This is a genomic window from Natrinema pellirubrum DSM 15624, from assembly GCF_000230735.2.
GTDB lineage: Archaea > Halobacteriota > Halobacteria > Halobacteriales > Natrialbaceae > Natrinema > Natrinema pellirubrum.
Window position 1 is genome coordinate 2,362,250 of sequence record NC_019962.1, and the last position, 21,441, is coordinate 2,383,690.

Here is a 21,441-nt window from a genome sequence, read left to right on the forward strand (position 1 = left end):
CTCGAGCGGACCGGTGATCTTTTGCTCGCCCCGGGAGGTCGTTGAGACATGACCGACTCAGCCGACGACGCGGATGACGAGGGGCTCACCTACGCGGAGACGGGCGTCGATATCGAGGCCAGCGAGGACGCGACCGCGGCCTTGCTCGAGGCCTTCGGGAGCGGCCTACGGACCGAGTACGCCGGGATGATCGACATCGGCGACCGGTATCTGGCGCTGGCGACCGACGGCGTCGGGACCAAGCTGTTAGTCGCCGAAGCCGTCGAGGACTTCTCGACGATCGGTATCGACTGCATCGCGATGAACGTCAACGACCTCGTGGCCGCGGGCGTCGAGCCCGTCGCGTTCGTCGACTACCTGGCGATCGACGAACCCGACGAGGACCTGACCAACGGGATCGGCGAGGGGCTCGCGGTGGGGCTCGAGCAGGCGGATCTCACGATGCTCGGCGGCGAGACGGCAGTCATGCCGGAGGTCGTCAAGGGGTTCGATCTGGCAGGCACCTGTGCCGGCCTCGCGGCCAAAGACGAGATCTTCGCCGGGGAGGCCGCGGCCGGCGACGCGCTCGTCGGGTTCCCCTCGAACGGCATCCATTCGAACGGGTTGACGCTGGCTCGCGAGGCCGTCACCCGCGACCACGAGTACACCGACGCGTTCCCACTGGACCCCGAGAAGACGATCGGCGAGGAACTGCTGCGGCCGACCCGGATCTACACCGATCTGCTCGAGCCGATGCGCGAGTGCGGGGTCCGGGCGGCGGCTCACGTCACCGGCGGCGGCTGGACGAACCTGCTGCGGATGGGCGAGTTCGAGTACGTCGTCGACGATCCGCTGCCGGCCCAGCCGATCTTCGAGTTCGTGCAGGACGAGGGCAACGTCTCCGACGGGGAGATGCACCGTACGTTCAACATGGGCACCGGCTTCGTCGTCGCGGTTCCTGAAGACCGGGCCGCCGATCTCGTCGCCGAGACCGACGGACGGGTCATCGGCCACGTTGGGGACGGCGACGGCGTCGAGATCCGCGGCTGCTCGCTGTCCTGAACCCGGGCGGACCGTTCGAAAAGCGCGGCGGTGTCTCCGGATGGGCGGGAAGACGCGGCGCGGACGACACGAAATCAGGGGACCGACGGACGGCCGTGACGGTCAGACCGCCTGAACGGGGATGTCGGTGTGTCGCATCACCCGGTCGGCGACGCTTCCGAGCGGCGTTCGTCGGTCGTCAGTCGCCCCGCGTCGCCCCATCACGATCAGATCGGTGTCACGCTGTTCCGCGAGTGACGTGATCTCCTCCCAGGGGAGTCCCCGGTGGCACTCGCGGTCGACGTCGAGTCCCCGACCGCGGGCCCGGTCCACGATCTCCTCGAGCATTTCGATGGCCTCGTCCTCGACTTTCGCGTGTTCGACCTCGGTACTTCCCAGCGCCGGCGTCCGTCCGTGCCGGCGTTCGTCGACGACGTAGAGCAGCACGACGTCCGCGCCGTAGTTCTCGGCGAGGCTCAACCCCTGCTCGACCCCGCGGTTCGCCTGTTCGCTTCCGTCGGTCGGAATGAGGATCGTATCGTACATCAGCTATCACTCATCTTATGGTTCGACGGCAGCGGTGGTAAAACTAGCAGCCGTTCTCAGTACGTCGAAACCATCCTCGACGTTCCTACCCCCGACAGCCGTCGTTCACTGCGTGGCAGTCCGTCCGAGCGGGACTCCCCGGCGATCGGAAACCCCGTCGGCCGAGTGTTCCTGTCACCGGTCCGCGTCGCTCCCCGTGGCCGTCGCCGCACGAACCGTCTCGTACTCCTCGTCGCTGTAGGCGATGAACCGGACATCCGCGAGCAAGTCGGGGTCGTAGCGCTCGAGTGCCGTACCGATGATCGCGGCTCCGTCTGCGAGGTCGAAGCCGGCGACGCCACAGCCAAGCGCCGGGATCACGAGCGATCGACACCCCAGTTCGTCGGCCGTCTCGAGGCTGTTGTAGGTCGCGTCTCGAATGCTCTCGGCGGTCGCCTGCCCGTCTCCGTAGTGGGGCATTGCCGCGGCGTGGATAACGTAGTCGGCATCGAGGTCGTAGGCGTCGGTAACCGCGACGGCACCGAGGTCGACCGGCCCCTTCGCCATGGCCGCCTCGTTGATCTCCTCGCCCGCACCGCGTCGGAGCGCGCCGGCGACGCCCGATCCCATCCGGAGGCTCGTCCCCGCGGCGTTGACCACGGCGTCGGCTGCCTGTGCGGCGATGTCGCCCTGAACGACCTCGTACTCCATATTCGGGCGTTCCGGATCGAGCGCAATGAAACTGAGCGTGGGTGTGGGGTGGGCTCGACTCAGTCGGTCCGGCCCCACTCCGGGCCCGCCGGCTCGGTCGGGAGGTCGGCGTCCGCGACCCCGTAGAACTTCTCGCGGCCGACCGGTGAGCGCAGTCGGACGACGCAGGTGTAGTCCGTGACCGAGAACGCCGTTACCGTTCGTGCGGATCGGCGGTGATCGAGCGCGAAGAGCCGCTCCGCGTCGGCCTCGACGGTGACGCGGTTGCCGAGCGACCAACTCAACGACTCGATGCGGCCGGTATCAACATCGAACAGGTGAGCGATCAGTTCGCGACCGCGCCGGTCCCGTGCCCCCTGTGATCGATCCCCGTGTAAGCTCATGAGAACAACGTTTCACTCGAGCATGAAAAAGGACACTATATTCGCGTGACGGTACTGTGGTCGTCCAGAAACGCTACGATAGGCCGCCACAGCGTCGAATTCTCGATCGCTTCGAGACCGAGGAGCCGCTTGCCCCGCTCCCGAGATCTTAGGCCGACCAAAACCTTTTTAGATTTAGGCTCACCTAACTCCTCGTGATGGACGTACCCGCCCGCAGGGAGGAGCCCGAACTCGACGAGGACCAAGAGGAACCGGCGGCGGTCGTGACGAGCCACGAGACCCGCCCCGGAAAGACCGTCTTTACCGAACGCGACAACAGTGACGGCTGGATCGCGACCGATCTGACCGTCGACCTCGAGCGGTGAGGTCGTCGACACCCGGTATCGACTCCTGATCGAGTAGCCACTGGCAGTCGGTGGACTCCTGCTCGCGTGAGAGCGTCGTTGAAAAAACGCGGCTCCCGGTCCGAGAGCCGTCGACGCGTCGGAGCCGTCGTCAGTGCGTCGCTTCCTCGAGGACCAGCGTATCGTCTTCGAGGTAGTGTTCGAAGTGGTGGCCGTCCTCCTCGAGGTCGACGAGGATCTCCCGGAGGATCTCGGCGGTGGCGTGGTCGCCGAGGTTCTCCGCGAGTTCGATGCTATCGCGCATCGACTCGATGATGTCGCCGTACATCTCGAGGTCGTTCTCGAACATCGTGCGGACGTCGTAGACGTCCTCGCCCTCGAACTCGACGGTGGCGCGCTCCTCCTGGTTTGCCGGCCCGGAGACGGGGACGCCGCCAAGCGCCTGCGCGCGCTCGGCGATGATGTCCGCACCCTCCTCGACGTGTTCGTAGGCCTCCTCGAGGAACTCGTGGAGCGGGAGGAACTCCGCGCCTTCGACGGTCCAGTGGTGCTTTTTGAGCTGGTGGTAGAGGACGTAGGCGTTGGCCAGTTCCGTGTTCAGTGCGTCGACGATCTGTTCGGCCTTCTCCTGCTCGAGACGAAGCTCGTTCTCCTCGACGGTGTCGGCCGACTGGCGAACGGTCTTTTGGGTACTCATCCCACTCCCAAGTACGGACGCGTTCCACTTAAAGACTTCCCTTGAGAAAACATTTCTTTGGTATACCTAAAGATCTGTTTTTGATTAGGGCACTACGGTTCCCTCAGTAGCTACGAAACGTATCGTCGAACGACACCGTCAAGTGAAACTCTATTTTTTCGAGCCTGAGTAAACATTTTCAGTGGGGAGGGCGAAGGGACGCGTATGGCAACCGGAATCGCACAGCGGCGGGAGCGGCTCTACGTCGATGGCGAGTGGATCGAAACCGAGAACGCGCTGTCGGTCTCGGATCTCGCCGACGGCGGGGCCTTCGCACAGGTAGCTGCCGCGGGGTCGGACCACGTACGCACCGCACTCGAGGCCGCCCACGAGATCAAACCGCGCATGCGGGAGACGACCGTCGTCGAGCGCGCCGAGTGGTGCGAGACGATCGCCGACCGGCTCCGCGAGCGCGAGGAGGAACTCGCGGAAGTGATCGTCCGCGAGGCGGGCAAGCCGATCTCGTCGGCCCGCGGGGAGGTCGGACAGGCGGCCGAGCGGTTCGACCGCGCGGCCGAGGAGGCACGCACCATCGTCAGCAAGGGCGAGTACCGCGAGGGCTCGACGGCGGGCCACGAGGGCTGGCAGGCGATCGTCAAACACGAGCCGATCGGTACGGTGCTGTGTATCACCCCCTACAACTATCCACTGGCGACGACGGCCTTGCAGGTCGCGCCCGCGATCGCGGCCGGCAACAGCGTCCTGCTCAAGCCCGCGAGCAAGACGCCGGTCTCGGCCGCGATCCTCGCCGACGTCATCGCCGACGTCGACGGCATTCCGGACGGCGCGTTCAACTTCGTCCCGGGGGAAGCAAGCGAAATCGGCGACCTGCTTGCCGGTGACGACCGCATCAACGCGATCGCGATGACCGGCTCCTCGGGCGCGGGCAAACACGTCGCCCGCGAGAGCGGGATGGTCAACCTCCACATGGAACTGGGCGGCAACGCCCCGGCCGTCGTCTTCGACGACGCCGACCTGACCGACGTGGCGGGCGACTGCGCCAAGGGCTCGTTCAAGTACGCCGGCCAGCGCTGCTCGGCGATCTCCCGTGTCCTGGCCCACGAGTCGGTCCACGACGACCTCGTCGACCTGATCGACGGCCAGATGGACGCCTGGCAGGCCGGCGACCTCTTCGACGAGGACACCGCCGTCGGGCCGCTCATCAGCGAGGACCAAGCTGACTGGGTCGCGGAACTCGTCGAGGACGCCATCGAGAAGGGCGCGGAGATCGTCCGCGGGGGCAGCCGTCGCGCCCCCGAGGGCGTCCCGGACGAACTCGCCGACCAGTTCTTCGAGCCGACGCTGCTGGCGAACGTACCCCACGACGCCCGCATCGTCGATGAGGAGCAGTTCGGTCCCATCGCCGCGATCACGACCTTCGAGGACGAGACTGAGGCCCTCGAGATCGCGAACGGCTCCGACCTCGCGCTCGATGCCGCGGTCTTCACCAGTGACTACAAGCGCGCGATGCGGATGGCCGAGCGCATCGACGCCGGCGCGGTCCGGATCAACGGCGCGCCGAGCCACGGGTTGGGGGACATCCCCTTCGGCGGCAACAAGGACTCGGGAATCGGCCGCGAGGGACTGGACGCCTCCATCCACGCGATGATGCGCGAGAAGAGCATCGTCCTCTGAGGCGGGCGATCTCGTTATCGACTCCCGTCAAACCGCGTCGGTTCCGGCCGCTTTGCCCTCAAAAGGAGTATGAGTACGTCCCGATGACGACCTTCTCCCCGTCCCAGACGCCGACGACAGTCAGTTCGCCCGACGCTCCCGACTCGTACTCGAACGCCGTCGTCTCGCCGGCCGCAGTCATTTCACCGCTGTTGCCATGGTCGTCGCTGAGCTCGAGTCGCTCCGCCCGTTCCTTCGACGCATAGGTCACAGTCACCGTCCGGTCGGCGTAGTCGGCATCGAACGCGACGCCCGCTTGCGGGGTCTCCGGTGGGCTGCTCCCCTGTTCGGCGAACAGATCTAGGTAGCTGTACTCCTCGGTCGGGAAACTCCCCGTAGCCACAGCGACGTTGTCGTCGACCTCGGCCCTCACGTCGCCCTCGTTCGCCAGTCTGCTCTCGAAACCGTCGGCCGCCTCGGCGTCCGCATAGACGCCAACCTCTTGGTAGGTCGTCGTGTCGGACCCGATTGTCCAGGAAAAGGCTCTTCCGGTCCCTTCGGTCTCCGCGTACTGGCCCCAGCAGAACGTCGCGTCGGCGATGCGCTCGACCAACGAGGCGACGTTCTCGCTCGCCTCGACCCGCCGATCGGTTCCCTCGACGCCGGCCGCGAGGATCGACTCGAGATCCGCGCCGTCGTCCGGGCTCACGACGAGCGTCTCCTCGGTGACAGCTACCGAAACCCCGTCGCGCTCGAGAGTCTCGAACGCGCCGACCGAGGCGTCACCGTCCGTCTCGAGCGCGTCGGGGTCGAACGAGCCGCTGACGACCACGTTACCGACGACGCCCTTCGAACCGAACCGGAGGACGGCGTCGACCGCGTCCGTCCCGTCGGCGGCGTCCTCGACGATCCCGGCGCTGTCGCCGTCCGGCAGCGTCGGGACGCTCTCGATGACGGACGCCTGCAGGGCGTCCTCGTAGGTCTCGAGCGCGGTGAGATCGCGGTAGTGAAAGAGGAGCGGATCGGTCCCCCCGGCGGGAATCCACCGCTCGAGCGGTGTCGACGCGGACGAGTCGCGGGCCTCGGTCGGTGAGTCGGCGTCGTCGTCCGTTCCCTCGTCATCGTCGTCCATGCCGAGACAGCCGGCACCGAGCGCCGCAATCCCCGTTCCCGTCGTCACGAGTAGTTCCCGTCGGTGAGTGTGTTTCATACTGATTGTATCCTGTTGAAAGTTCCGGCATATATAGCTGTTCGATCGCCCTGCCTCGAGCGCAATCGGGCCAAACGGGGACGCCGAAGGAGTTACCGGTACCGGTGGTGGAGAGTCGGCCATGTCCCGTGACATCCTCGTGGCCGGCGAAACGCTGATCGACTGGGTTCCGGAGCGGTCGGGGCCGCTCGAGGACGTCGCCGGCTTCGAACGCCGCCCCGGCGGTGCGCCCGCAAACGTCGCCGTCGCGCTCGCCCGCCTCGGGGAGCCGCCGCTGTTCTGGACCCGCGTCGGGGCGGACCCGTTCGGTCGGTATCTCGAGCGGACGCTGGCCGACCACGAGATTCCCGACCGGTTCGTCGAGCGCGATCCCGCGGCGAAGACGACGCTCGCGTTCGTCACCCACGACGAGGGTGGCGAGCGCGAGTTCACGTTCTACCGGGACGGGACCGCGGACACGCGGCTCGAGCCCGGCCGGATCGACGACGCGACCCTGTCGGACTGGGAGTGGGTCCACGCTGGGGGCGTGACCCTTTCGAGCGGTTCCGCGCGTGAGGCGACGCTCGACCTGCTCGAGCGGGCCGCGGCCGCCGACTGCACCGTCTCGTTCGATCCGAACCTGCGGTCCGAACTGTGGCCCGACGAAGAGACGTTCGCGACCGTGGTCGGCGAGGCGCTTGCTCACGTCGACATCTGTCTCGCGACGGGGCCGGAGCTGGCAGCGCTGGGATACGACGGCGACTCCCCGACGGCGCTCGCCCGGGCGGCGGTCGAGCGGGGGCCAGTCCACACGGCGGTCGTCACCCGGGGCGCGGCGGGGGCTGTCGCCGTCGCGAGCGCGGACGCGCCCTGGGGCGAGGCGGCGGTCGAACATCCGGGCTTTGCGGTCGAGACCGTCGATACCACGGGTGCGGGTGACGCCTTCGTCGCCGGCGCGATCGCCGCCCTGCGAGACGGCGACGACCTCGAGGCCGCGATAACCGTCGCGAACGCGGTCGGAGCGCGGGCGACTACCGCTGCCGGTGGGATGACGGCGCTGCCGACCCGCGCCGAGGTCGCCGCGCTGCTCGAGGCGGAGTGAGCGCCGGTGCCGTGTGGTTGCAAGCCGGAGTGGTATCCGGGATTGCGTCGGATAACGAGTATGGGTAGCAACGTCCGCGGTGCGGTCCCGTTCGCGAAGTCGGTCGTGACGGGGATCAGCGACAAGAACGTGACGTTCATGGCCGCCGGTATCGCGTATCAGGCCTTCATCTCGCTGCTCCCGTTGCTCGTCCTCGTGTTCTTCCTCGTCGCGTTCGTCGGCGACGAGGCGCTGGCCCAGCAGGTGTCGTCGATCACCGAGGGCTTTCTCCCCGAGAGCGGACAGGTGGTACTCGAGCAGGGGATCGAGGGCGACACCGGCAGCGTCGGGACCTCGATAATCGGGATCGTCGCGCTCCTGTGGGGGTCGCTGAAGATCTTCCGCGGGTTGGACACCGCCTTCTCGGAGATCTACGCGACGACCGACGAGAACTCGCTGGTCGATCAGCTCCAGGACGGGGCCGTCGTCTTCGGCGCGATCGGGATCGCGCTGGTCGCCGCGGCGCTGACGACCATCGTCTTTGCGTTCTTCCCGACGATACCCTTCCTCGGGCTGTTGTACCCGCTGTTGCTCGTCGTCGGGCTGACGCTCGCGTTCCTGCCGATGTACTACCGCTTTCCCGACGCCGACCTCTCCGTCCGGCAGGTGCTGCCGGGCGTCGTCGTCGCCGCGGTCGGCTGGGCGCTCCTCCAGTCGCTCTTTCAGGTCTACGTCGCCGTCTCGAGCAGTTCCGACTCGGCCGGCCCGATCGGCGCGATCCTGCTCTTGCTCACGTGGCTGTACTTCGGCGGGCTGATCCTGCTGGTCGGGGCCGTCGTCAACGCGATTCACTCGGGCCACCTCGAGATTGCCCCCGACGAGAGCGAGGCCGAATCCCGCGAGGGCATCCCTGAGGACGCCGAGCGGGAGCCGTTCGTCGACGACGGCCGACGCGAACGCGAGCGTCTCGAGGCGCGATTGACCGAGCTACGGCGGGAACGAGACCAACTCCGGAACGACCGAAAGGCCCAGCGCAGCCGCCGCTACCGGCTGGAGGACCGCGTCGACGACCTCGAGGCGCGGATCGAGGCTCTCGAGACCGAAAACCGCGACCTCACCGAGGAGAACGAACGCCTTCGGCGCGACCTCGCGGCCAGCCGGGGCTCGTCGTGGCGGCGACGGCTGCGCGGCGTGCTGGCGCGAGTCCGGACGCTGAACATCGGCGTCCTCGAGGACCGGGGCAAATAGGGCCGACGGCTGGGGCCACAGTTCGGAAGTGACCGCCGTCTCGGTCCGGACTGACCAATCCATCTGCGGTGGCGCGCGCTGTCGGTCGACCGGAGCGCTAGCGAGGCCGAACGGAGTGAGGCCTCGAAACGCGAACGGTGGCCGGAGGGAACCGTGAGCCCAGCGAGGGCGACCGACGACACCGTGCGAGGGATGAGCGAACGAGTGTAGCGAGTGAGTGAATCGGTTGGGGAGGTCGTGGCTGCTCCCCGCTGCCACGATAGCAGGACACCGTTTCCGACGTTCCTGGTCCAAAACACCACTCAACCAGTCGTATCCGAGATTCGAAAACGGAGTCGAGACGCATTAGTGGCTCCCCGCCCCACCGCAACCCGTGTCCCATCCAGTCCGGGCCGCTCGCCGCTACGTCCAGCGCGACCACGCGTCGATCGTCAGCGGGATCGACGCCTGTGCCGACGCGGTCGCCGAGCCCTGGGATACCGCCCGCACCACCGACGCCGACGCCGTCGCCGACGGGCTCCACCGGGCGCTCGAGGAGACCGGCATCCTCGAGTCCCTGCCCGGCGTTCTCGCCGGTGCCGTCGATGCGACTGGCCACGAACTGCGGGCCCGTCCCGTCGCGGGACCGCCCTACGTCGTCGTGACGAGCCGCGGCCCCGTCCTCCGGGCGACCATCGATCCCGGCCGACTGGTGATCCGCTTCGACGCCTTCGAGGTCGTTCGCGATTCCGAACCGGGCCACCCGCCCGCCTACCGCCGCCGCGACGGGGTCGAACTCGCCGTCTCGATCGAGTGAGACGGTTCGCTGTAACGATGTACCGGTGCGACCGCGACACGGCTTGCGGTGGCACCGGAAATGACGGACAGCCGACCGTATGACCGACGCGACGCTCACCGCCCTCGGTTCGCACCGTCCGCGACTCGACGCTAGTAACTCAGATCGCTATTCCACCACGATTTGTTAACAGACGCCGTCATCGACGACGCTTGTTAATAACTTGGGCCAGTGAGATAATAACTCTTATACCCCGACGGACCGACGTTCGGGTATGAAGCTGACACGACGCGCGCTGGTGAAAGCGGGAACCGGCGCGGTCACGACGGGGGCGATTGCCGGCTGTCTCGACGATATCGATCCAGCGAGCGCCCAGATCGACGCCGGCTACGCCGCCTTCTTCACGCTCTGGGACTGGGCCGAACAGGTCAGCGGCGACGCGATCGACTTCGAGAACCCGGTCGGAACGGGCGAGGCCGGCCACGGCTGGCAACCGAGCGGGGACCTCACCCGGAACGTCGCCGACACCGGGGCCTTCGTCTACCTCGATACGCCCGAGTTCTCGTGGGCGCAGGACCTCGCGGCGACCCTCGAGTCCGACTACGACACCGTCGCCGTGATCGACGGCCTCGAGGGACTGGAAGACCGACTCCTCAGGTGGGACCACGAGGTCGACACCGGGGGTCACGACGGGAACGATCACGACGAGACCGAAAGCGACGACCACGAGGGCCACGATCACGACGAGACCGACTACGACCCCCACGTCTGGCTCGATCCCGTCATCGCGGGGGAGATCGTCGACACGATCGCGACCGGGCTGGCCGACGCCGATCCGGACAACGCCGACACCTACGAGGAAAACGCCGCGGCGTACGTCGACGACCTCGAGTCGCTGGACGAGCGACTGCAGGATCTCTTCGGGTCGGCCGATCGTCGGACCGCCGTCTTCGCCGGCCACGACTCCTTTACCTATCTGCAGGATCGATACGGGTTCGAACTGCACACGCCCGTCGGCGTCTCGCCCCAGGAGACCCCGTCGTCGGGAGAGATCTCCGAGACGATCTCGCTTATCGACGACGAGGGGATCGAGACGATCCTTTACGATCCGTTCGAAGCGCCCACCGGCGAGTACCCACAACTCGTCGAGACGCTGCTTCGGGACAGCACGGCGACCGACGCGATGCCATTGAGTCACCTCTCGGGAACCCTCTCGGCGTGGGAAGACGAGGGGTGGGGGTACCGCGAGCAAATGGAAGAAATAAACCTCCCCGCGCTCAGAGAGGTAGTAGACGCACAGTGACCGTCGTCGACCTCGAGAACGTGACCTTCGCCTACGGCGAGCAGCCGGCCGTCCGCGACGTCTCGCTGACCGTCGCGGAGGGCGATTTCCTAGGACTGATCGGCCCGAACGGCTCGGGCAAGACGACCCTGCTGCAGCTCATGCTCGGGCTGCGCAGCCCCGACAGCGGCTCGATCGAGCTGTTCGGCGAGCCGGTGTCGTCGTTCGAGGACGGCGAGCGGATCGGCTACGTCTCCCAACAGGCGACCAGCGGCGGCGGCTCGATGCCGGTCACCGTCCGCGAGGTCGTCACCATGGGCCGGTTCGCCCACGCGGGCCACGGCCGACTGACCAACACGGACCACGCGGCCGTCGACGACGCCCTCGAGACGGTCGGCATCACCGACCTCGCGGACCGACAGATCAACGCGCTCTCGGGCGGCCAGCGCCAGCGGGCCTACATCGCGCGGGCGCTGGCCTCCGAGGCCGACCTGCTGGCGCTTGACGAGCCCACCGTCGGCGTCGACGCCGAGTCCCGCGACGCCTTCTACCAGCTGCTCGAGTCGCTCAACGCCGACGGGATCACGATCATCCTGATCGAACACGACATCGGCGTGGTCACCGACCGGGCGAGTCGGATCGCCTGTATCAACACCGACCTCTACCACCACGGTGACACGGAATCGTTCGTCGAAAGCGACGCGTTGACCGAGGCCTACGGCGCGAGCGGCCAGGTCGTCCACCACCACCACTGACGATGTCGACTCGCTCTTCCCTTCGCCGACGGCTCGAGCGTGTCGGGATCGGCCTGACCGCGATTCTGGCGGTGGCGATGGTCGGCCTACTGGCGATCGATGCGCTCCGTTCGTATCCGGTCGTGGACGTGATCTACGAGCAGGCCCGGATCGCGGGCTGGTGGCTCGATCACTACCTGGGGACGAACGTCTTCTACCATCCCTTCATGTGGCGCTCGATCGCGACGGGGATCCTGATCGGCGTCGTCGCGCCGCTTGTCGGGACCTATCTCGTCCACCGCGAGATGGCCCTGATCGGCGAGACGCTGGCACATACTGCGTTCGCCGGCGTTGCCGTCGGGCTCGTGGTGAGTTCGATGACCGGCTGGAGCGGCTCGCTGATGCTCGTCGCACTGGTCGTCGGCATCCTCGGGGCGCTTGGCGTCCAGTGGCTGGCCGAGCGGACCGACACCTACGGCGACGTCCCGATCGCGATCATGCTGACCGGGAGCTTCGCCGTCGGCACGCTCATCATCAGCTACGGCCGCGGAATGACCGGGTTCAACGTCGAGGGCTATCTCTTCGGGAACATCTCGGTCGTCACCCCCTCAGGGGCGCGCCTGATGGCCGTCATCAGCGTCGTCGTCGTCCTCGTTACCGTCGCGACCTACAAACAACTGCTTTTCATCACTTTCGACGAACAGGCCGCCCGCGTCGCGCGACTCAACGTCACCTGGTACAACACCCTACTGATCGTGATGACGGCCGTCGTCGTCGTCGGCGCGATGCAGATCCTCGGCGTGATCCTCGTCGCCGCAATGTTGGTCGTCCCCGTCGCGACCGCGACGCAGGTCGCCCACAGCTTCCGCGAGACGCTGACCCTGTCGATCCTCGTCGGACAGATCGCGGTCGTCGGCGGCTTTGCCCTCTCGATCTCACAGGGGCTGCCCACCGGCGGCTCGATCGTCGTCGTCGCGATCGCTTGCTACCTGCTCGCAATCTTCGCCTCGAGTCGCTCGACGGCCGCGATCTCGACGCACTGAGCCGTTCACGAACCGGATTTTGCGCGTCCCTCGTCGACGAGCTGTACGAGCGCACCGACGCCGGAACAGAGGATGCCGATCGGAACGAGCGCGAGTCCGATCCCGAGCCCGTATCCGGGAACGAAGACGTCGAACACGTGCGCGATCAGCATGGGGACAACTAGCACGACGACCGAGAGGCTCCCGATGACGGCCCCGGTCGTGAGCAACTGTCGCGACCGTTCCGCCGGTTCCCGGACGCGGTCGACGAGGAACAACAGTCCCGCTTCCGCGAGCGTGACGACTCCGACGGCGACACATAATAGCACGAAGAGTCCAGTGAGGCCCGCCGCGAACCCGTCACCGGGCGGGTTTTCCGGGATCGTTTCGACGTACAGTACCGCGGTCACGAAACTGAGGACGGCCAGCAATGCGGTGACGGTGGCGATCGGTCGGGAACGTGGCTGATACATCGGAGGGACAGGAGTTCAGTTGACATGTCGAACTGATAACTGTACCGACCCGGCCGGTCTCGATGTATCGCCCGCTCGAGACACGGCATCGATTCCGACTCGGGAGACCGGCCCGAACACGGTCCGTCACCGGGACTCGAGTCGGCTTCGACCCCGGTAATTACGTCGTCCTGCGCCGAGGCGTTCGTATGCGCAGTCGATCGACCGGCGTCCTCACGAGCGCGGTCCTCGCGTTCGCCGTCGGCTACGTTCTCTGGCCGCCCGGGTACGTCTACTGGACTCGAGTCGCGGACGTACTGGGTGAGCCGCTGACTCTCGCGCTCGTCGCGTTACTCGCCGCAGTCGGCGGCGCGGTCGCCACCCTCCGTCTGGCGGTCCCACTCGCCGACCTCGTCGCCGGCAGTGTACTCGCCTACGCGGTCGGCATGGCGTTGCTCGAGTCGGTCATCACGGCAGATAGTCCGGTCCATTTCCTGCTGTACGGCGGGCTGGTGCTGTGGTACTGGCTCGGGGCAACGGTCGCCGCGGTCGGACGGTCGTCCCGCGACGATCGGGCCGTCAGTTCCGGCCGCCCCGAGTGAGGATCTCCCTTGAGCGCGGCGTTCCGACGCCCGGTACCGGATGGCGGGAACACGCCATATGCTTAACACGCTACCCGGACAACCATCGACCGATGGGACGGTTATCCGCACTCTTCGATCCCGAGACCGTCGCCGTGGTCGGCGCGACCGACCGCGAGGGCGCGGTTGGCCGGGCGATCCTCGAGAACCTGCGAGACGGGTTCGACGGCGAGGTCGTTCCGATCAACCCTTCGCGCGAGACGGTTCTCGGGCTCGAGTGTTACGAGGACGCGACGAGCGCGCCGCCGATCGATCTGGCGGTGGTCGTAGTACCGCCCGATATCGTCATCGAGGCGATTCGGGACGTGGCCGACGCCGGCACCGAGAACGTCGTCGTCATCACGGCCGGCTTCTCGGAGACGGGCGGCGAGGGTGCCGAACGCGAACGGCGACTGCGCGAGATCGCCGCCGAACACGACCTCAACGTCGTCGGCCCGAACAGCCTCGGTATCATGGCCACCGAAAACGGGATGAACGCCACTTTCGGCCCCGAAGACGCCCAGGAGGGCTCGATCTCCTTTATGAGTCAGTCCGGAGCGTTCATCACCGCCGTGCTGGACTGGGCCAACGAACAGGGGATCGGCTTTCGAGACGTCGTCTCGCTGGGCAACAAGACCGTTCTCGACGAGACGGACTTCGTCCGCGAGTGGGGGTCGGATCCGAACACCGACGTCATCATCGGCTACCTAGAGGACATCGACGACGGGCAGGGCTTTCTCGAGGCCGCCCGCGAGGTCACTGCCGACACCCCGATCGTCCTCGTCAAGTCCGGCCGCACCGATGCCGGCGCGCAGGCGGCCTCCTCACACACCGGCGCGATCGCCGGCAGCGAACGGGCCTACGAGGCCGGCCTCGAGCAGGCCGGCGTCCTCCGGGCTCGCTCGGTCCAAGAACTATTCGACTCCGCGCGGGCGCTGGCCGGCCTGCCCGAACCCGAGTCAGACGGCGTCGCGGTCGTCACCAACGCCGGCGGCCCCGGCGTCCTCACGACCGACGCCGTCGGCGACTCGACGCTCGAGATGGCCAGCTTTGCCGACGAGACGATCGATCGACTCGCCGCGGCGATGCCCGACGAGGCCAACGTCTACAACCCGATCGACGCGATCGGCGACGCCGACGTCGAGCGGTTCGGCGAGGCCTTGGAGATCGCCCTCGAGGACCCCAACGTCGGCAGTGCGGTCGTCGTCGCCGCGCCGACCGCCGTTCTCTCCTACGACGACCTGGCCGAGACGGTCATCGAGAAACTCGAGACCCACGACACGCCGGTCGTCACGTGCCTGATGGGCGGCAAGCGGGCCCGCGACGCCGAGGCGACGCTGCGCGAGTCGGGGATCCCGAACTACTTCGATCCTTCGCGGGCGGTCTCGGGACTCGACGCGCTCGCGCGATTCCGGGATATCCGCGAGCGGACGGCCGACGAGCCGGCGACGTTCGACGTCGACCGCGAGCGCGCCCGCGAGATCCTCGCCCGGACGAAACGCCGTGACGACAACCGCCTCGGCGTCGAGTCGATGGAGTTGCTCGAGGCCTACGGGATCCCGACGCCGCGGAGCGAGATCGTCGACGATCCGGACCGCGCCCGCGAGGTCGCCGAGTCGATCGAGGGCGACGTCGTCATGAAGATCGTCAGCCCCGACATCTCCCACAAATCCGATATCGGCGGCGTCAGAGTCGGCGTCAGCGACGCGGACGTCGCCAACACCTACGAGGACGTGGTCGCACGGGCGCGAAACTACCAGCCCGACGCGACGATCGTCGGCGTCCAGATCCAGGAGATGCTCGATCTCGAGGCGTCGACCGAGACGATCGTCGGGATGAACCGTGACCCGCAGTTCGGTCCCCTCGTCCTGTTCGGGCTCGGCGGTATCTTCGTCGAGATCCTCGAGGACACGTCGGTTCGGGTCGCCCCGTTCGGCGAGGCCGAGGCCCGCGAGATGGTCGACGAGATCCAGGCCGCGCCGCTGTTGCGCGGCGCACGCGGCCGCGAGCCGGCCGATATCGACGGCGTCGTCGAGACGATCCAGCGGCTTTCACAGCTGGTGACCGACTTCCCGTCGATCCTCGAACTCGACATCAACCCGCTCGTGGCGGGCCCCGATGGCGTACAGGCGATCGACCTGCGGCTCACGGTCGATCCGGACGATCTCGACACGACAGACCCATGACCGATCCAGATTCCGATCCCACGACCGCTGACAGCGAGACGACCACCGACACCGACGACGCGACTACCGCCGTTCGCGGCGACCCCGACACGCTGCTCGTCAGTTCGCTCGAGGAAAGCGCCGGCAAGACGGCGATCACGCTGGCACTGGCCCGCCTCGCAGCGGCCGACGAGGGCGACAGCGTCGGCTACATGAAACCCAAGGGGACCCGCCTCCAGAGCAACGTCGGGAAGACCTTAGACGAGGACCCGCTGCTCGCCCGCGACCTGCTCGAGCTGGAGGCCGAACTCCACGACCTCGAGCCGGTCGTCTACTCGCCGACGTTCATCGAGCAGGCGATCCGCGGCCGCGAGGACCCCGACGAACTCCGCGAGCGGGTCCAAGAGGCGTTCGAGACGCTTGCGGCCGACCGCGACCGCATGTTCGTCGAGGGCGGCGGCCGCTACGACGTCGGCGGCATCGTCGACCTCGCGGACCCCGACGTGGCGGCGTTGCTCGACGCCCGCGTCCTGCTGGTCGCCCCCTACGAGATCCCCGCGGACGTCGACGATATCATCGCCGCCGCCGACCGGTTCGGCGACCGCCTCGCCGGCGTCGTCTTCAACAGCGTCTCCGATGCGGCCTACGACGGGCTCGAGACGGACGTCGTCCCGTTCCTCGAGGGACGGGGAATTCCGATCCACGGCGTCCTCCCGAGCGAGCGGGAGCTGTCGGGCGTGACCGTCGCGGACCTGGCCGACGAACTCGGAGCCGAGACCCTCGTCGCGGACGGGGCCGAGAGCTACGTCGAGCGCTTTACCGTCGGCGCGATGGGGGCCGACAGCGCCCTGCGACACTTCCGCCGGACGAGAGACGCCGCCGTCATCACCGGCGGCGATCGTGCCGAGATCCACACCGCGGCGCTCGAGGCTCCCGGCGTCCGCTGTCTCATCCTCACCGGCGGTCACCGACCCTCGAGCGCGATCACCGGGAAAGCCCGGGAGAAGGGCGTCCCGATCCTGTCGGTCCGGACGGACACGCTGACCACCGTCGAGCGCGCGGAAGACGTCGTCCGGAGCGGCCGGACCCACACCGCAGACACCGTCGACCGCATGCAGCGGCTGCTGTCGGACCACGCCGACGTCGACTCGATTCTCGAGTAGCGCCGGGGAACCGAGCCGTTTCCGGTCACTGGTCGCGACCGCTCGGCGATTCGCTTTTGTCGCTGGCTGAAGTGGCCTCCGTACGAATGACTGACGTTATCGTTTCTCACGATAAGGCGGAGCAGTACGCGACCGTCGCGATCGACCGACCCGACACTGGCAACGCGATGTCGCCGGCCGTTATCGCTGATCTCGGAGACCACATCGAGGCGACCGCGGCGGACGACGCCGTTCGATCGATCGTCGTTACCGGCACGGGCGGGACGTTCTCGGCAGGGGCCGATGTCGACGTCTTCGCCGCTCGAGCCGACGACCCCGATGCCGTGATCGACTATCTCGACTCCTTCTCGGCGCTGTACGCCCGCATGGAGGCTGTGTCCGTCCCGATTATCGGACGGGTAAACGGCCCGGCCTACGGCGGCGGCTACGAACTCGCGATGGCCTGTGATCTCAGGATCGCCGCGACCGACGCGACGCTCTGTCCGGCCGAGATCAGGATGGGAGTCGTCCCGCCGTTCGAGCGCCTCTGTCTGGAACTCGGCGAGGGGCTCGCCCAGGAACTGTGTTTCACCGGCGGCGTCCTCGAGGCCGAAGCGGTCGCCGACACTGACCTGTTCAGTCGCGTCGTCGCCCCCGACCGCCTCGACGACGCGGTCCGCGACGTGGCCAGTCGGATCGCCCGGCGGAGTCCGAACGCGGTTGCCCAGACGAAGCGGGCGATGGTGCGACACCGGGCCGACGAGATCGCCCGCGGACGGGCGTATCGGCACGCTCTCGACGAACAGTGCGTGCGCCATCCGGACTTCGCCGAATCGGTCGCCGCCTTCCGCGAGGGCCGGGAACCCGACTACGAGTGACGGCGGACTCGAGTCGTCGCCGTCGGGTTCGCTGCGGTGACTGTCACGTCTGACCAAGAATTAAGAGTCCGCCACGCATGCACCCTGACATGGACGACACACCCCAAGAGATCACCTCCCTCGTCGGCCGCGAGGTCTACTCGAACAACGGCGTCTTCGTGGGCGAAGTCGAGGATCTCCGACTGAACATCGACGGCGAGGCCGTCTCCGGCCTCGCGCTCGCGAACCTGAACAGCGAACTGTTCGCCGAGGAAGCCCGTACCGGACAGGGCATCATCGTCCCCTATCGCTGGGTCCGCTCGGTCGGCGACATCATCCTGATCAACGACGTCGTCGAACGGGTTCGCGAACCGGACGAAGAAGAAGACGAACTGCTGGCCTGATCGGATTCCGTTTCGCGGCGCTTAGCTCCCGTTCGAGCCTTCGCTCCCGCCGCCCTCGACGCCCATCGCATCGAACAGCGTCCGTTTGACTGCTTCTTCGGTCAGCTCGAGCAGGGTATCCCGCGTGTCCTCCGAGATCTCGATCCCCGTGAAGATGCCAAGCGGGATCTCCGCGCTGGCTTGCGTCGAGTGGCCCGCGGTCTCGCCCATCTCGCCGTAGGCGTCCTCGAGTACCTTTCCGATGTTGATGCGGATGTCCTTCGAGCGACCGGCGAGGAAGATCGTCTCGTCGGCGATCCCGAAGACCGCGGTCGTGGTCACGCCCTCGAGGTTCAGCAGGTGGCTGGCGGCCTGGGTCAGCGCCTCGCGATCGCGGACGATGCCGGCGTTGGAGATGAGGTGACTCCCCTGGACGTCGCGGTTGGTGATCGCCTCCGCGAGGACGTCTAAGGTTTCGGGCGACATCGACGGCGATTCGACCTGCTCTAGGGTGTCGTGGTTCGCGAAGGGGTAGAGATAGGCCGCGGCGGTCAGGTCGGCAGGGGTGGTGTCGCGTTTGAAATCCAGGGTCTCCGCGCGGATGCCGTAGAGCAAGGCGGTGGCGACCTCCTCGGAGACGTTCATGTCGAACTCCTGGATGTACTTCGTCATGATCGTCGACGTCGAGGACATGTTCGGCCGAATGTCGACGAACTCGGGTTCGGACTCGGATTCGGACTCGTTGTGGTCGATGACGATGTCGACGGGCAGTTCCATCTCGCCCGCGGTGCCGTGATCGACCAGAGCGACGGTGTCGTAGACCGATTGGTCCTCGATCTCGTCCCACTGGACCAGATCGATCCCCAGCAGGTTGACGAACGCGCGGTTCTCCTGGTGGCCCACGTCGCCCAGATAGATGATGTCGGACTCGACGCCGAGATGGTTGGCGATCGCCTGCAGGGCTGCCGCCGACGCGATCGAGTCCGGATCGGGGCTGTCCTGCGTGACGATCGCCAGCCGCGTCGCCGTCTCCTCGACGAGATCCGCCAGCTTGCCCGCGTTGTACTCGAGTTCGCCCGATTCCAGTGCCCGCAGGGCGGATTCGGCGATCACCGAGGAGGGGTTGATGACGATGTCGGCCCCGAGTTCGGAGAGTTCGTCGCCGGAGACGGGGTCGCTCGCGCGTGCGACGACGAACTGACTGTCGTCGGCCGCGCGGATGTGTTCGACGGCGCGTTTGTTCGATTCGACGTCGGAGGCCAGAATGAGGACCACGTCTCGATCGGCCACCAGTTCCGCGGCCTCGGGCTCGCGGATGTCGGCCCGCCGGGCGTCTAAGTCCTGATCGCGCAGCGACTCGACGCGGCTCTCGTCGCGGTCGATGATCCGCACGTCCTTGCCCTGTTCGACGAGTTCCTCCGCCACGGCGTATCCCACGCTCCCGCAACCCAAGATAGCGTAATCGGAGATGGACGAAATCGTAACCCCCGTACTCATTGCCCGAGTGGTCGGACCCACCGCACTTAACCCTCCCGAAGAGTGGTACGTCCTGAGAGCCGACCTGCACGACTCGAGGGACGTACGCTCGTGGATCACTGCCACAGCACCGACCAAGGGAAACGTATTTGAAGGACCGACGGAAATTCGGAGGTACAGGGCCGGTAGCTCAGTCCGGCAGAGCGTCTGACTCTTAATCAGACGGTCGCGTGTTCAAATCGCGCCCGGCCCGCTTCTCGCTGCGAGCAAAACCGCGAGCGACGAGCATCGGAACCGGCGCGATTTGAACGAGACGAGTCGCAGCCCGTGAGCGAGCGCAGCGAGCGAACTGGAACGTCTCGGCGTAGTTCATAATCGCGCCCGGCGACAGCGATCCGAATCCGTGGACGCCGATCGAGCGGGAATCACAACTCCGCGTAGACGGCCGGCTCGTCGCCGGAACGGAGTTCGTACACCTGCCACGTGCCGCGTTTCTCGCCGCCCATTCCCGGTGACCCCGACGGCATTCCTGGCAACGCGATCCCGGCGATCTCGGGTTCGTCCTCGAGCAGCGTGGCGACGGTCGCGGCCGGGACGTGGCCCTCGACGAGGTAGCCGTCCAGTTCCACCGTGTGACAGCTCCGAAGGTCGGCGTCGATCCCGCGGTCGTCTTTCACCGCCGTGAGATCGTCCGCGACGACGGTCTCGAGGTCGGTCTCGAGGGACGCGTCGAGATGCTCTCCGTACGAATCACAGCAGCGACAGTTCGGGCCCTTGTACATCGTCGCGGTGGTGGCCGGAATCGGTTCGTCCGGCGTCCGTTCACCGGCGCTGTCGGTGAGACACCCCGCGAGGGCGAGCCCGATCGTACTCGCACCGGCCGTCAGCAGCGTCCGTCTCGACGTGTGAGTCACGGGTACTCGGACCGTCGCGCCGCGGGTTCGTTTCCGTGGTGGTCGTTCCAGACTGGTGGGAACCGGTCTATAAGACGGTCCGCACCGTACCCTCGAGCCACGATGACCGTCACCTACGAGGGGCTCGACTTCGAGCGACTGGGCCACGCGAGCGTCCGCATCGAAACCGACGACGGGACCGTGATCTACGTCGATCCGTGGGGCGAGATCCTCGCGGGCGAACCCGCGGACGGCGACGTGGTCTTTGTCACACACGACGACATGGACCACTACGATGCGGCCGCGATCGAGGCCGTCGCGGGGCCGGACGTGACCGTCGCGGCCTACGAGGCGATCGACACTAGTGCCCTCGCGTTCGACGTCATCGACCTGCCCTCCGAGGGCGAGGCGACCGTCGACGGGATCGACGTGCGGACGGTGCCGGCGTACAACGACCCCGCGGGCGACCACGTCGACGAGGACGGGGAGCCGTTCCACGCAGATGGGGAGGTGATCGGGGTGGTGCTTGCCCTCGAGGGGGCGACGGTGTTTTTCCCCTCGGACACGGACTTCCTGCCCCATCACGAGTCGGTTACGGCCGACGTGTTCGTCCCGCCGATCGGCGGGCATTTCACGATGGATCGCCACGAGGCCGCCGCCTTCGCCCGGAGCGTCGAGCCCGAGTTGGTCCTGCCCGAACACTACGACACGTTCGACCCGATCGAGACCGATGCCGAGGCCTTCGCCGACGACCTCGAGGCCGACGGGATCCGGGTCGAACTGTTCTGA

23 protein-coding genes and 1 tRNA gene are annotated in these 21,441 nt (G+C 67.1%); 16 read left to right on the plus strand and 8 right to left on the minus strand.

Annotated features, from left to right (window positions below; genetic code table 11):
* Positions 1–48 precede the first annotated feature (48 nt).
* Positions 49–1,041: a phosphoribosylformylglycinamidine cyclo-ligase gene (purM, locus tag NATPE_RS11400; RefSeq protein WP_006181618.1), complete on the plus strand. Its 993-nt coding sequence runs from the start codon at positions 49–51 to the stop codon at positions 1,039–1,041.
* A 102-nt stretch (positions 1,042–1,143) separates the two neighbouring features.
* Here the strand turns inward: purM and NATPE_RS11405 are convergent, their stop codons facing one another.
* The 3 genes from NATPE_RS11405 to NATPE_RS11415 form a co-directional block, all read right to left on the minus strand.
* Positions 1,144–1,566 carry a universal stress protein gene (locus tag NATPE_RS11405; protein ID WP_006181619.1) on the minus strand — a complete coding sequence of 141 codons (423 nt, stop codon included), beginning with the start codon at positions 1,564–1,566 and terminating at the stop codon, positions 1,144–1,146.
* Between the two features lie 174 nt (positions 1,567–1,740).
* Positions 1,741–2,256 carry a macro domain-containing protein gene (locus tag NATPE_RS11410; protein ID WP_006181620.1) on the minus strand — a complete coding sequence of 172 codons (516 nt, stop codon included), beginning with the start codon at positions 2,254–2,256 and terminating at the stop codon, positions 1,741–1,743.
* A 59-nt stretch (positions 2,257–2,315) separates the two neighbouring features.
* Positions 2,316–2,639, minus strand: a complete 324-nt coding sequence (locus NATPE_RS11415) for a hypothetical protein (protein WP_006181621.1) — start codon at positions 2,637–2,639, stop codon at positions 2,316–2,318.
* Between the two features lie 197 nt (positions 2,640–2,836).
* On the opposite strand from NATPE_RS11415, the gene NATPE_RS22700 reads away from it, so the two are divergent.
* Positions 2,837–3,004: a hypothetical protein gene (locus NATPE_RS22700; protein ID WP_006181622.1), complete on the plus strand. Its 168-nt coding sequence runs from the start codon at positions 2,837–2,839 to the stop codon at positions 3,002–3,004.
* A gap of 130 nt (positions 3,005–3,134) precedes the next feature.
* On the opposite strand, the gene dpsA is transcribed toward NATPE_RS22700, so the two are convergent.
* Positions 3,135–3,680: a DNA starvation/stationary phase protection protein DpsA gene (dpsA, locus tag NATPE_RS11420; protein WP_006181623.1), complete on the minus strand. Its 546-nt coding sequence runs from the start codon at positions 3,678–3,680 to the stop codon at positions 3,135–3,137.
* A gap of 204 nt (positions 3,681–3,884) precedes the next feature.
* On the opposite strand from dpsA, the gene NATPE_RS11425 reads away from it, so the two are divergent.
* Complete coding sequence (locus NATPE_RS11425) at positions 3,885–5,354, plus strand: aldehyde dehydrogenase family protein (RefSeq protein ID WP_015299066.1); 1,470 nt, start codon at positions 3,885–3,887, stop codon at positions 5,352–5,354.
* A gap of 58 nt (positions 5,355–5,412) precedes the next feature.
* Here the strand turns inward: NATPE_RS11425 and NATPE_RS11430 are convergent, their stop codons facing one another.
* On the minus strand, positions 5,413–6,543 hold the full coding sequence (locus NATPE_RS11430; RefSeq protein ID WP_006181626.1) for a hypothetical protein: 1,131 nt from the start codon (positions 6,541–6,543) through the stop codon (positions 5,413–5,415).
* Between the two features lie 121 nt (positions 6,544–6,664).
* On the opposite strand from NATPE_RS11430, the gene NATPE_RS11435 reads away from it, so the two are divergent.
* The 6 genes from NATPE_RS11435 to NATPE_RS11460 all read left to right on the plus strand — a co-directional run bounded on the left by NATPE_RS11435 (position 6,665) and on the right by NATPE_RS11460 (position 12,685).
* Positions 6,665–7,624 carry a carbohydrate kinase family protein gene (locus tag NATPE_RS11435; protein WP_006181627.1) on the plus strand — a complete coding sequence of 320 codons (960 nt, stop codon included), beginning with the start codon at positions 6,665–6,667 and terminating at the stop codon, positions 7,622–7,624.
* 60 nt (positions 7,625–7,684) lie between these two features.
* Entirely contained in the window at positions 7,685–8,851 is a 1,167-nt protein-coding gene (locus tag NATPE_RS11440; RefSeq protein ID WP_006181628.1) for a YhjD/YihY/BrkB family envelope integrity protein, read from the plus strand.
* Between the two features lie 373 nt (positions 8,852–9,224).
* On the plus strand, positions 9,225–9,647 hold the full coding sequence (locus NATPE_RS11445) for a hypothetical protein (RefSeq protein WP_006181629.1): 423 nt from the start codon (positions 9,225–9,227) through the stop codon (positions 9,645–9,647).
* Positions 9,648–9,900: 253 nt separating this feature from the next.
* Positions 9,901–10,929, plus strand: coding sequence for a metal ABC transporter substrate-binding protein (locus NATPE_RS11450; RefSeq protein ID WP_006181630.1), 1,029 nt, complete (start codon positions 9,901–9,903; stop codon positions 10,927–10,929).
* Entirely contained in the window at positions 10,926–11,663 is a 738-nt protein-coding gene (locus NATPE_RS11455) for a metal ABC transporter ATP-binding protein (RefSeq protein WP_006181631.1), read from the plus strand. The genes NATPE_RS11450 and NATPE_RS11455 overlap by 4 nt, the downstream gene beginning before the upstream one ends.
* Positions 11,664–11,665: 2 nt before the next feature.
* A complete protein-coding gene (locus tag NATPE_RS11460) occupies positions 11,666–12,685 on the plus strand; it encodes a metal ABC transporter permease (RefSeq protein ID WP_006181632.1) in 1,020 nt (339 codons plus the stop codon).
* Positions 12,686–12,690: 5 nt separating this feature from the next.
* Here the strand turns inward: NATPE_RS11460 and NATPE_RS11465 are convergent, their stop codons facing one another.
* Positions 12,691–13,137, minus strand: a complete 447-nt coding sequence (locus tag NATPE_RS11465; RefSeq protein ID WP_015299067.1) for a hypothetical protein — start codon at positions 13,135–13,137, stop codon at positions 12,691–12,693.
* 188 nt (positions 13,138–13,325) lie between these two features.
* Here NATPE_RS11465 and NATPE_RS11470 point away from each other — a divergent pair, with 188 nt between their 5' ends.
* From NATPE_RS11470 to NATPE_RS11490, 5 genes are all read left to right on the plus strand, one after another.
* Positions 13,326–13,718, plus strand: coding sequence for a hypothetical protein (locus tag NATPE_RS11470; protein ID WP_015299068.1), 393 nt, complete (start codon positions 13,326–13,328; stop codon positions 13,716–13,718).
* A 92-nt stretch (positions 13,719–13,810) separates the two neighbouring features.
* Positions 13,811–15,922 carry an acetate--CoA ligase family protein gene (locus tag NATPE_RS11475; RefSeq protein ID WP_006181635.1) on the plus strand — a complete coding sequence of 704 codons (2,112 nt, stop codon included), beginning with the start codon at positions 13,811–13,813 and terminating at the stop codon, positions 15,920–15,922.
* Positions 15,919–17,064 (plus strand): phosphotransacetylase family protein, encoded by a 1,146-nt coding sequence (locus tag NATPE_RS11480; protein ID WP_006181636.1) that lies wholly within the window; start codon positions 15,919–15,921, stop codon positions 17,062–17,064. Before NATPE_RS11475 ends, NATPE_RS11480 begins: the two co-directional genes overlap by 4 nt.
* Positions 17,065–17,150: 86 nt before the next feature.
* Entirely contained in the window at positions 17,151–17,921 is a 771-nt protein-coding gene (locus NATPE_RS11485) for an enoyl-CoA hydratase/isomerase family protein (protein WP_006181637.1), read from the plus strand.
* 89 nt (positions 17,922–18,010) lie between these two features.
* On the plus strand, positions 18,011–18,304 hold the full coding sequence (locus tag NATPE_RS11490; protein WP_006181638.1) for a PRC-barrel domain-containing protein: 294 nt from the start codon (positions 18,011–18,013) through the stop codon (positions 18,302–18,304).
* A gap of 21 nt (positions 18,305–18,325) precedes the next feature.
* On the opposite strand, the gene NATPE_RS11495 is transcribed toward NATPE_RS11490, so the two are convergent.
* Entirely contained in the window at positions 18,326–19,780 is a 1,455-nt protein-coding gene (locus NATPE_RS11495; protein WP_015299069.1) for a DHH family phosphoesterase, read from the minus strand.
* Between the two features lie 158 nt (positions 19,781–19,938).
* Here NATPE_RS11495 and NATPE_RS11500 point away from each other — a divergent pair.
* Positions 19,939–20,012 (plus strand) — tRNA-Lys (locus NATPE_RS11500).
* A gap of 172 nt (positions 20,013–20,184) precedes the next feature.
* On the opposite strand, the gene NATPE_RS11505 is transcribed toward NATPE_RS11500, so the two are convergent.
* Complete coding sequence (locus tag NATPE_RS11505) at positions 20,185–20,673, minus strand: DUF411 domain-containing protein (protein WP_015299070.1); 489 nt, start codon at positions 20,671–20,673, stop codon at positions 20,185–20,187.
* Positions 20,674–20,775: 102 nt separating this feature from the next.
* Here NATPE_RS11505 and NATPE_RS11510 point away from each other — a divergent pair, with 102 nt between their 5' ends.
* Positions 20,776–21,441 (plus strand): MBL fold metallo-hydrolase, encoded by a 666-nt coding sequence (locus NATPE_RS11510; RefSeq protein ID WP_006181641.1) that lies wholly within the window; start codon positions 20,776–20,778, stop codon positions 21,439–21,441.

Excerpts from the sequence above, each read along its gene's own strand:
- NATPE_RS11460 (WP_006181632.1), top strand. The coding sequence starts at position 11,666 with ATGTCGACTCGCTCTTCCCTTCGCCGACGGCTCGAGCGTGTCGGGATC.
- NATPE_RS11430 (WP_006181626.1), bottom strand. The coding sequence starts at position 6,543 with ATGAAACACACTCACCGACGGGAACTACTCGTGACGACGGGAACGGGG.
- NATPE_RS11440 (WP_006181628.1), top strand. The coding sequence starts at position 7,685 with ATGGGTAGCAACGTCCGCGGTGCGGTCCCGTTCGCGAAGTCGGTCGTG.
- NATPE_RS11485 (WP_006181637.1), top strand. The coding sequence starts at position 17,151 with ATGACTGACGTTATCGTTTCTCACGATAAGGCGGAGCAGTACGCGACC.
- NATPE_RS11450 (WP_006181630.1), top strand. The coding sequence starts at position 9,901 with ATGAAGCTGACACGACGCGCGCTGGTGAAAGCGGGAACCGGCGCGGTC.
- NATPE_RS11405 (WP_006181619.1), bottom strand. The coding sequence starts at position 1,566 with ATGTACGATACGATCCTCATTCCGACCGACGGAAGCGAACAGGCGAAC.
- NATPE_RS11495 (WP_015299069.1), bottom strand. The coding sequence starts at position 19,780 with ATGAGTACGGGGGTTACGATTTCGTCCATCTCCGATTACGCTATCTTG.
- NATPE_RS11490 (WP_006181638.1), top strand. The coding sequence starts at position 18,011 with ATGGACGACACACCCCAAGAGATCACCTCCCTCGTCGGCCGCGAGGTC.
- NATPE_RS11480 (WP_006181636.1), top strand. The coding sequence starts at position 15,919 with ATGACCGATCCAGATTCCGATCCCACGACCGCTGACAGCGAGACGACC.
- NATPE_RS11510 (WP_006181641.1), top strand. The coding sequence starts at position 20,776 with ATGACCGTCACCTACGAGGGGCTCGACTTCGAGCGACTGGGCCACGCG.
- NATPE_RS11415 (WP_006181621.1), bottom strand. The coding sequence starts at position 2,639 with ATGAGCTTACACGGGGATCGATCACAGGGGGCACGGGACCGGCGCGGT.
- NATPE_RS11475 (WP_006181635.1), top strand. The coding sequence starts at position 13,811 with ATGGGACGGTTATCCGCACTCTTCGATCCCGAGACCGTCGCCGTGGTC.
- dpsA (WP_006181623.1), bottom strand. The coding sequence starts at position 3,680 with ATGAGTACCCAAAAGACCGTTCGCCAGTCGGCCGACACCGTCGAGGAG.
- NATPE_RS11470 (WP_015299068.1), top strand. The coding sequence starts at position 13,326 with ATGCGCAGTCGATCGACCGGCGTCCTCACGAGCGCGGTCCTCGCGTTC.
- NATPE_RS11435 (WP_006181627.1), top strand. The coding sequence starts at position 6,665 with ATGTCCCGTGACATCCTCGTGGCCGGCGAAACGCTGATCGACTGGGTT.
- NATPE_RS11425 (WP_015299066.1), top strand. The coding sequence starts at position 3,885 with ATGGCAACCGGAATCGCACAGCGGCGGGAGCGGCTCTACGTCGATGGC.
- purM (WP_006181618.1), top strand. The coding sequence starts at position 49 with ATGACCGACTCAGCCGACGACGCGGATGACGAGGGGCTCACCTACGCG.
- NATPE_RS22700 (WP_006181622.1), top strand. The coding sequence starts at position 2,837 with ATGGACGTACCCGCCCGCAGGGAGGAGCCCGAACTCGACGAGGACCAA.
- NATPE_RS11410 (WP_006181620.1), bottom strand. The coding sequence starts at position 2,256 with ATGGAGTACGAGGTCGTTCAGGGCGACATCGCCGCACAGGCAGCCGAC.
- NATPE_RS11465 (WP_015299067.1), bottom strand. The coding sequence starts at position 13,137 with ATGTATCAGCCACGTTCCCGACCGATCGCCACCGTCACCGCATTGCTG.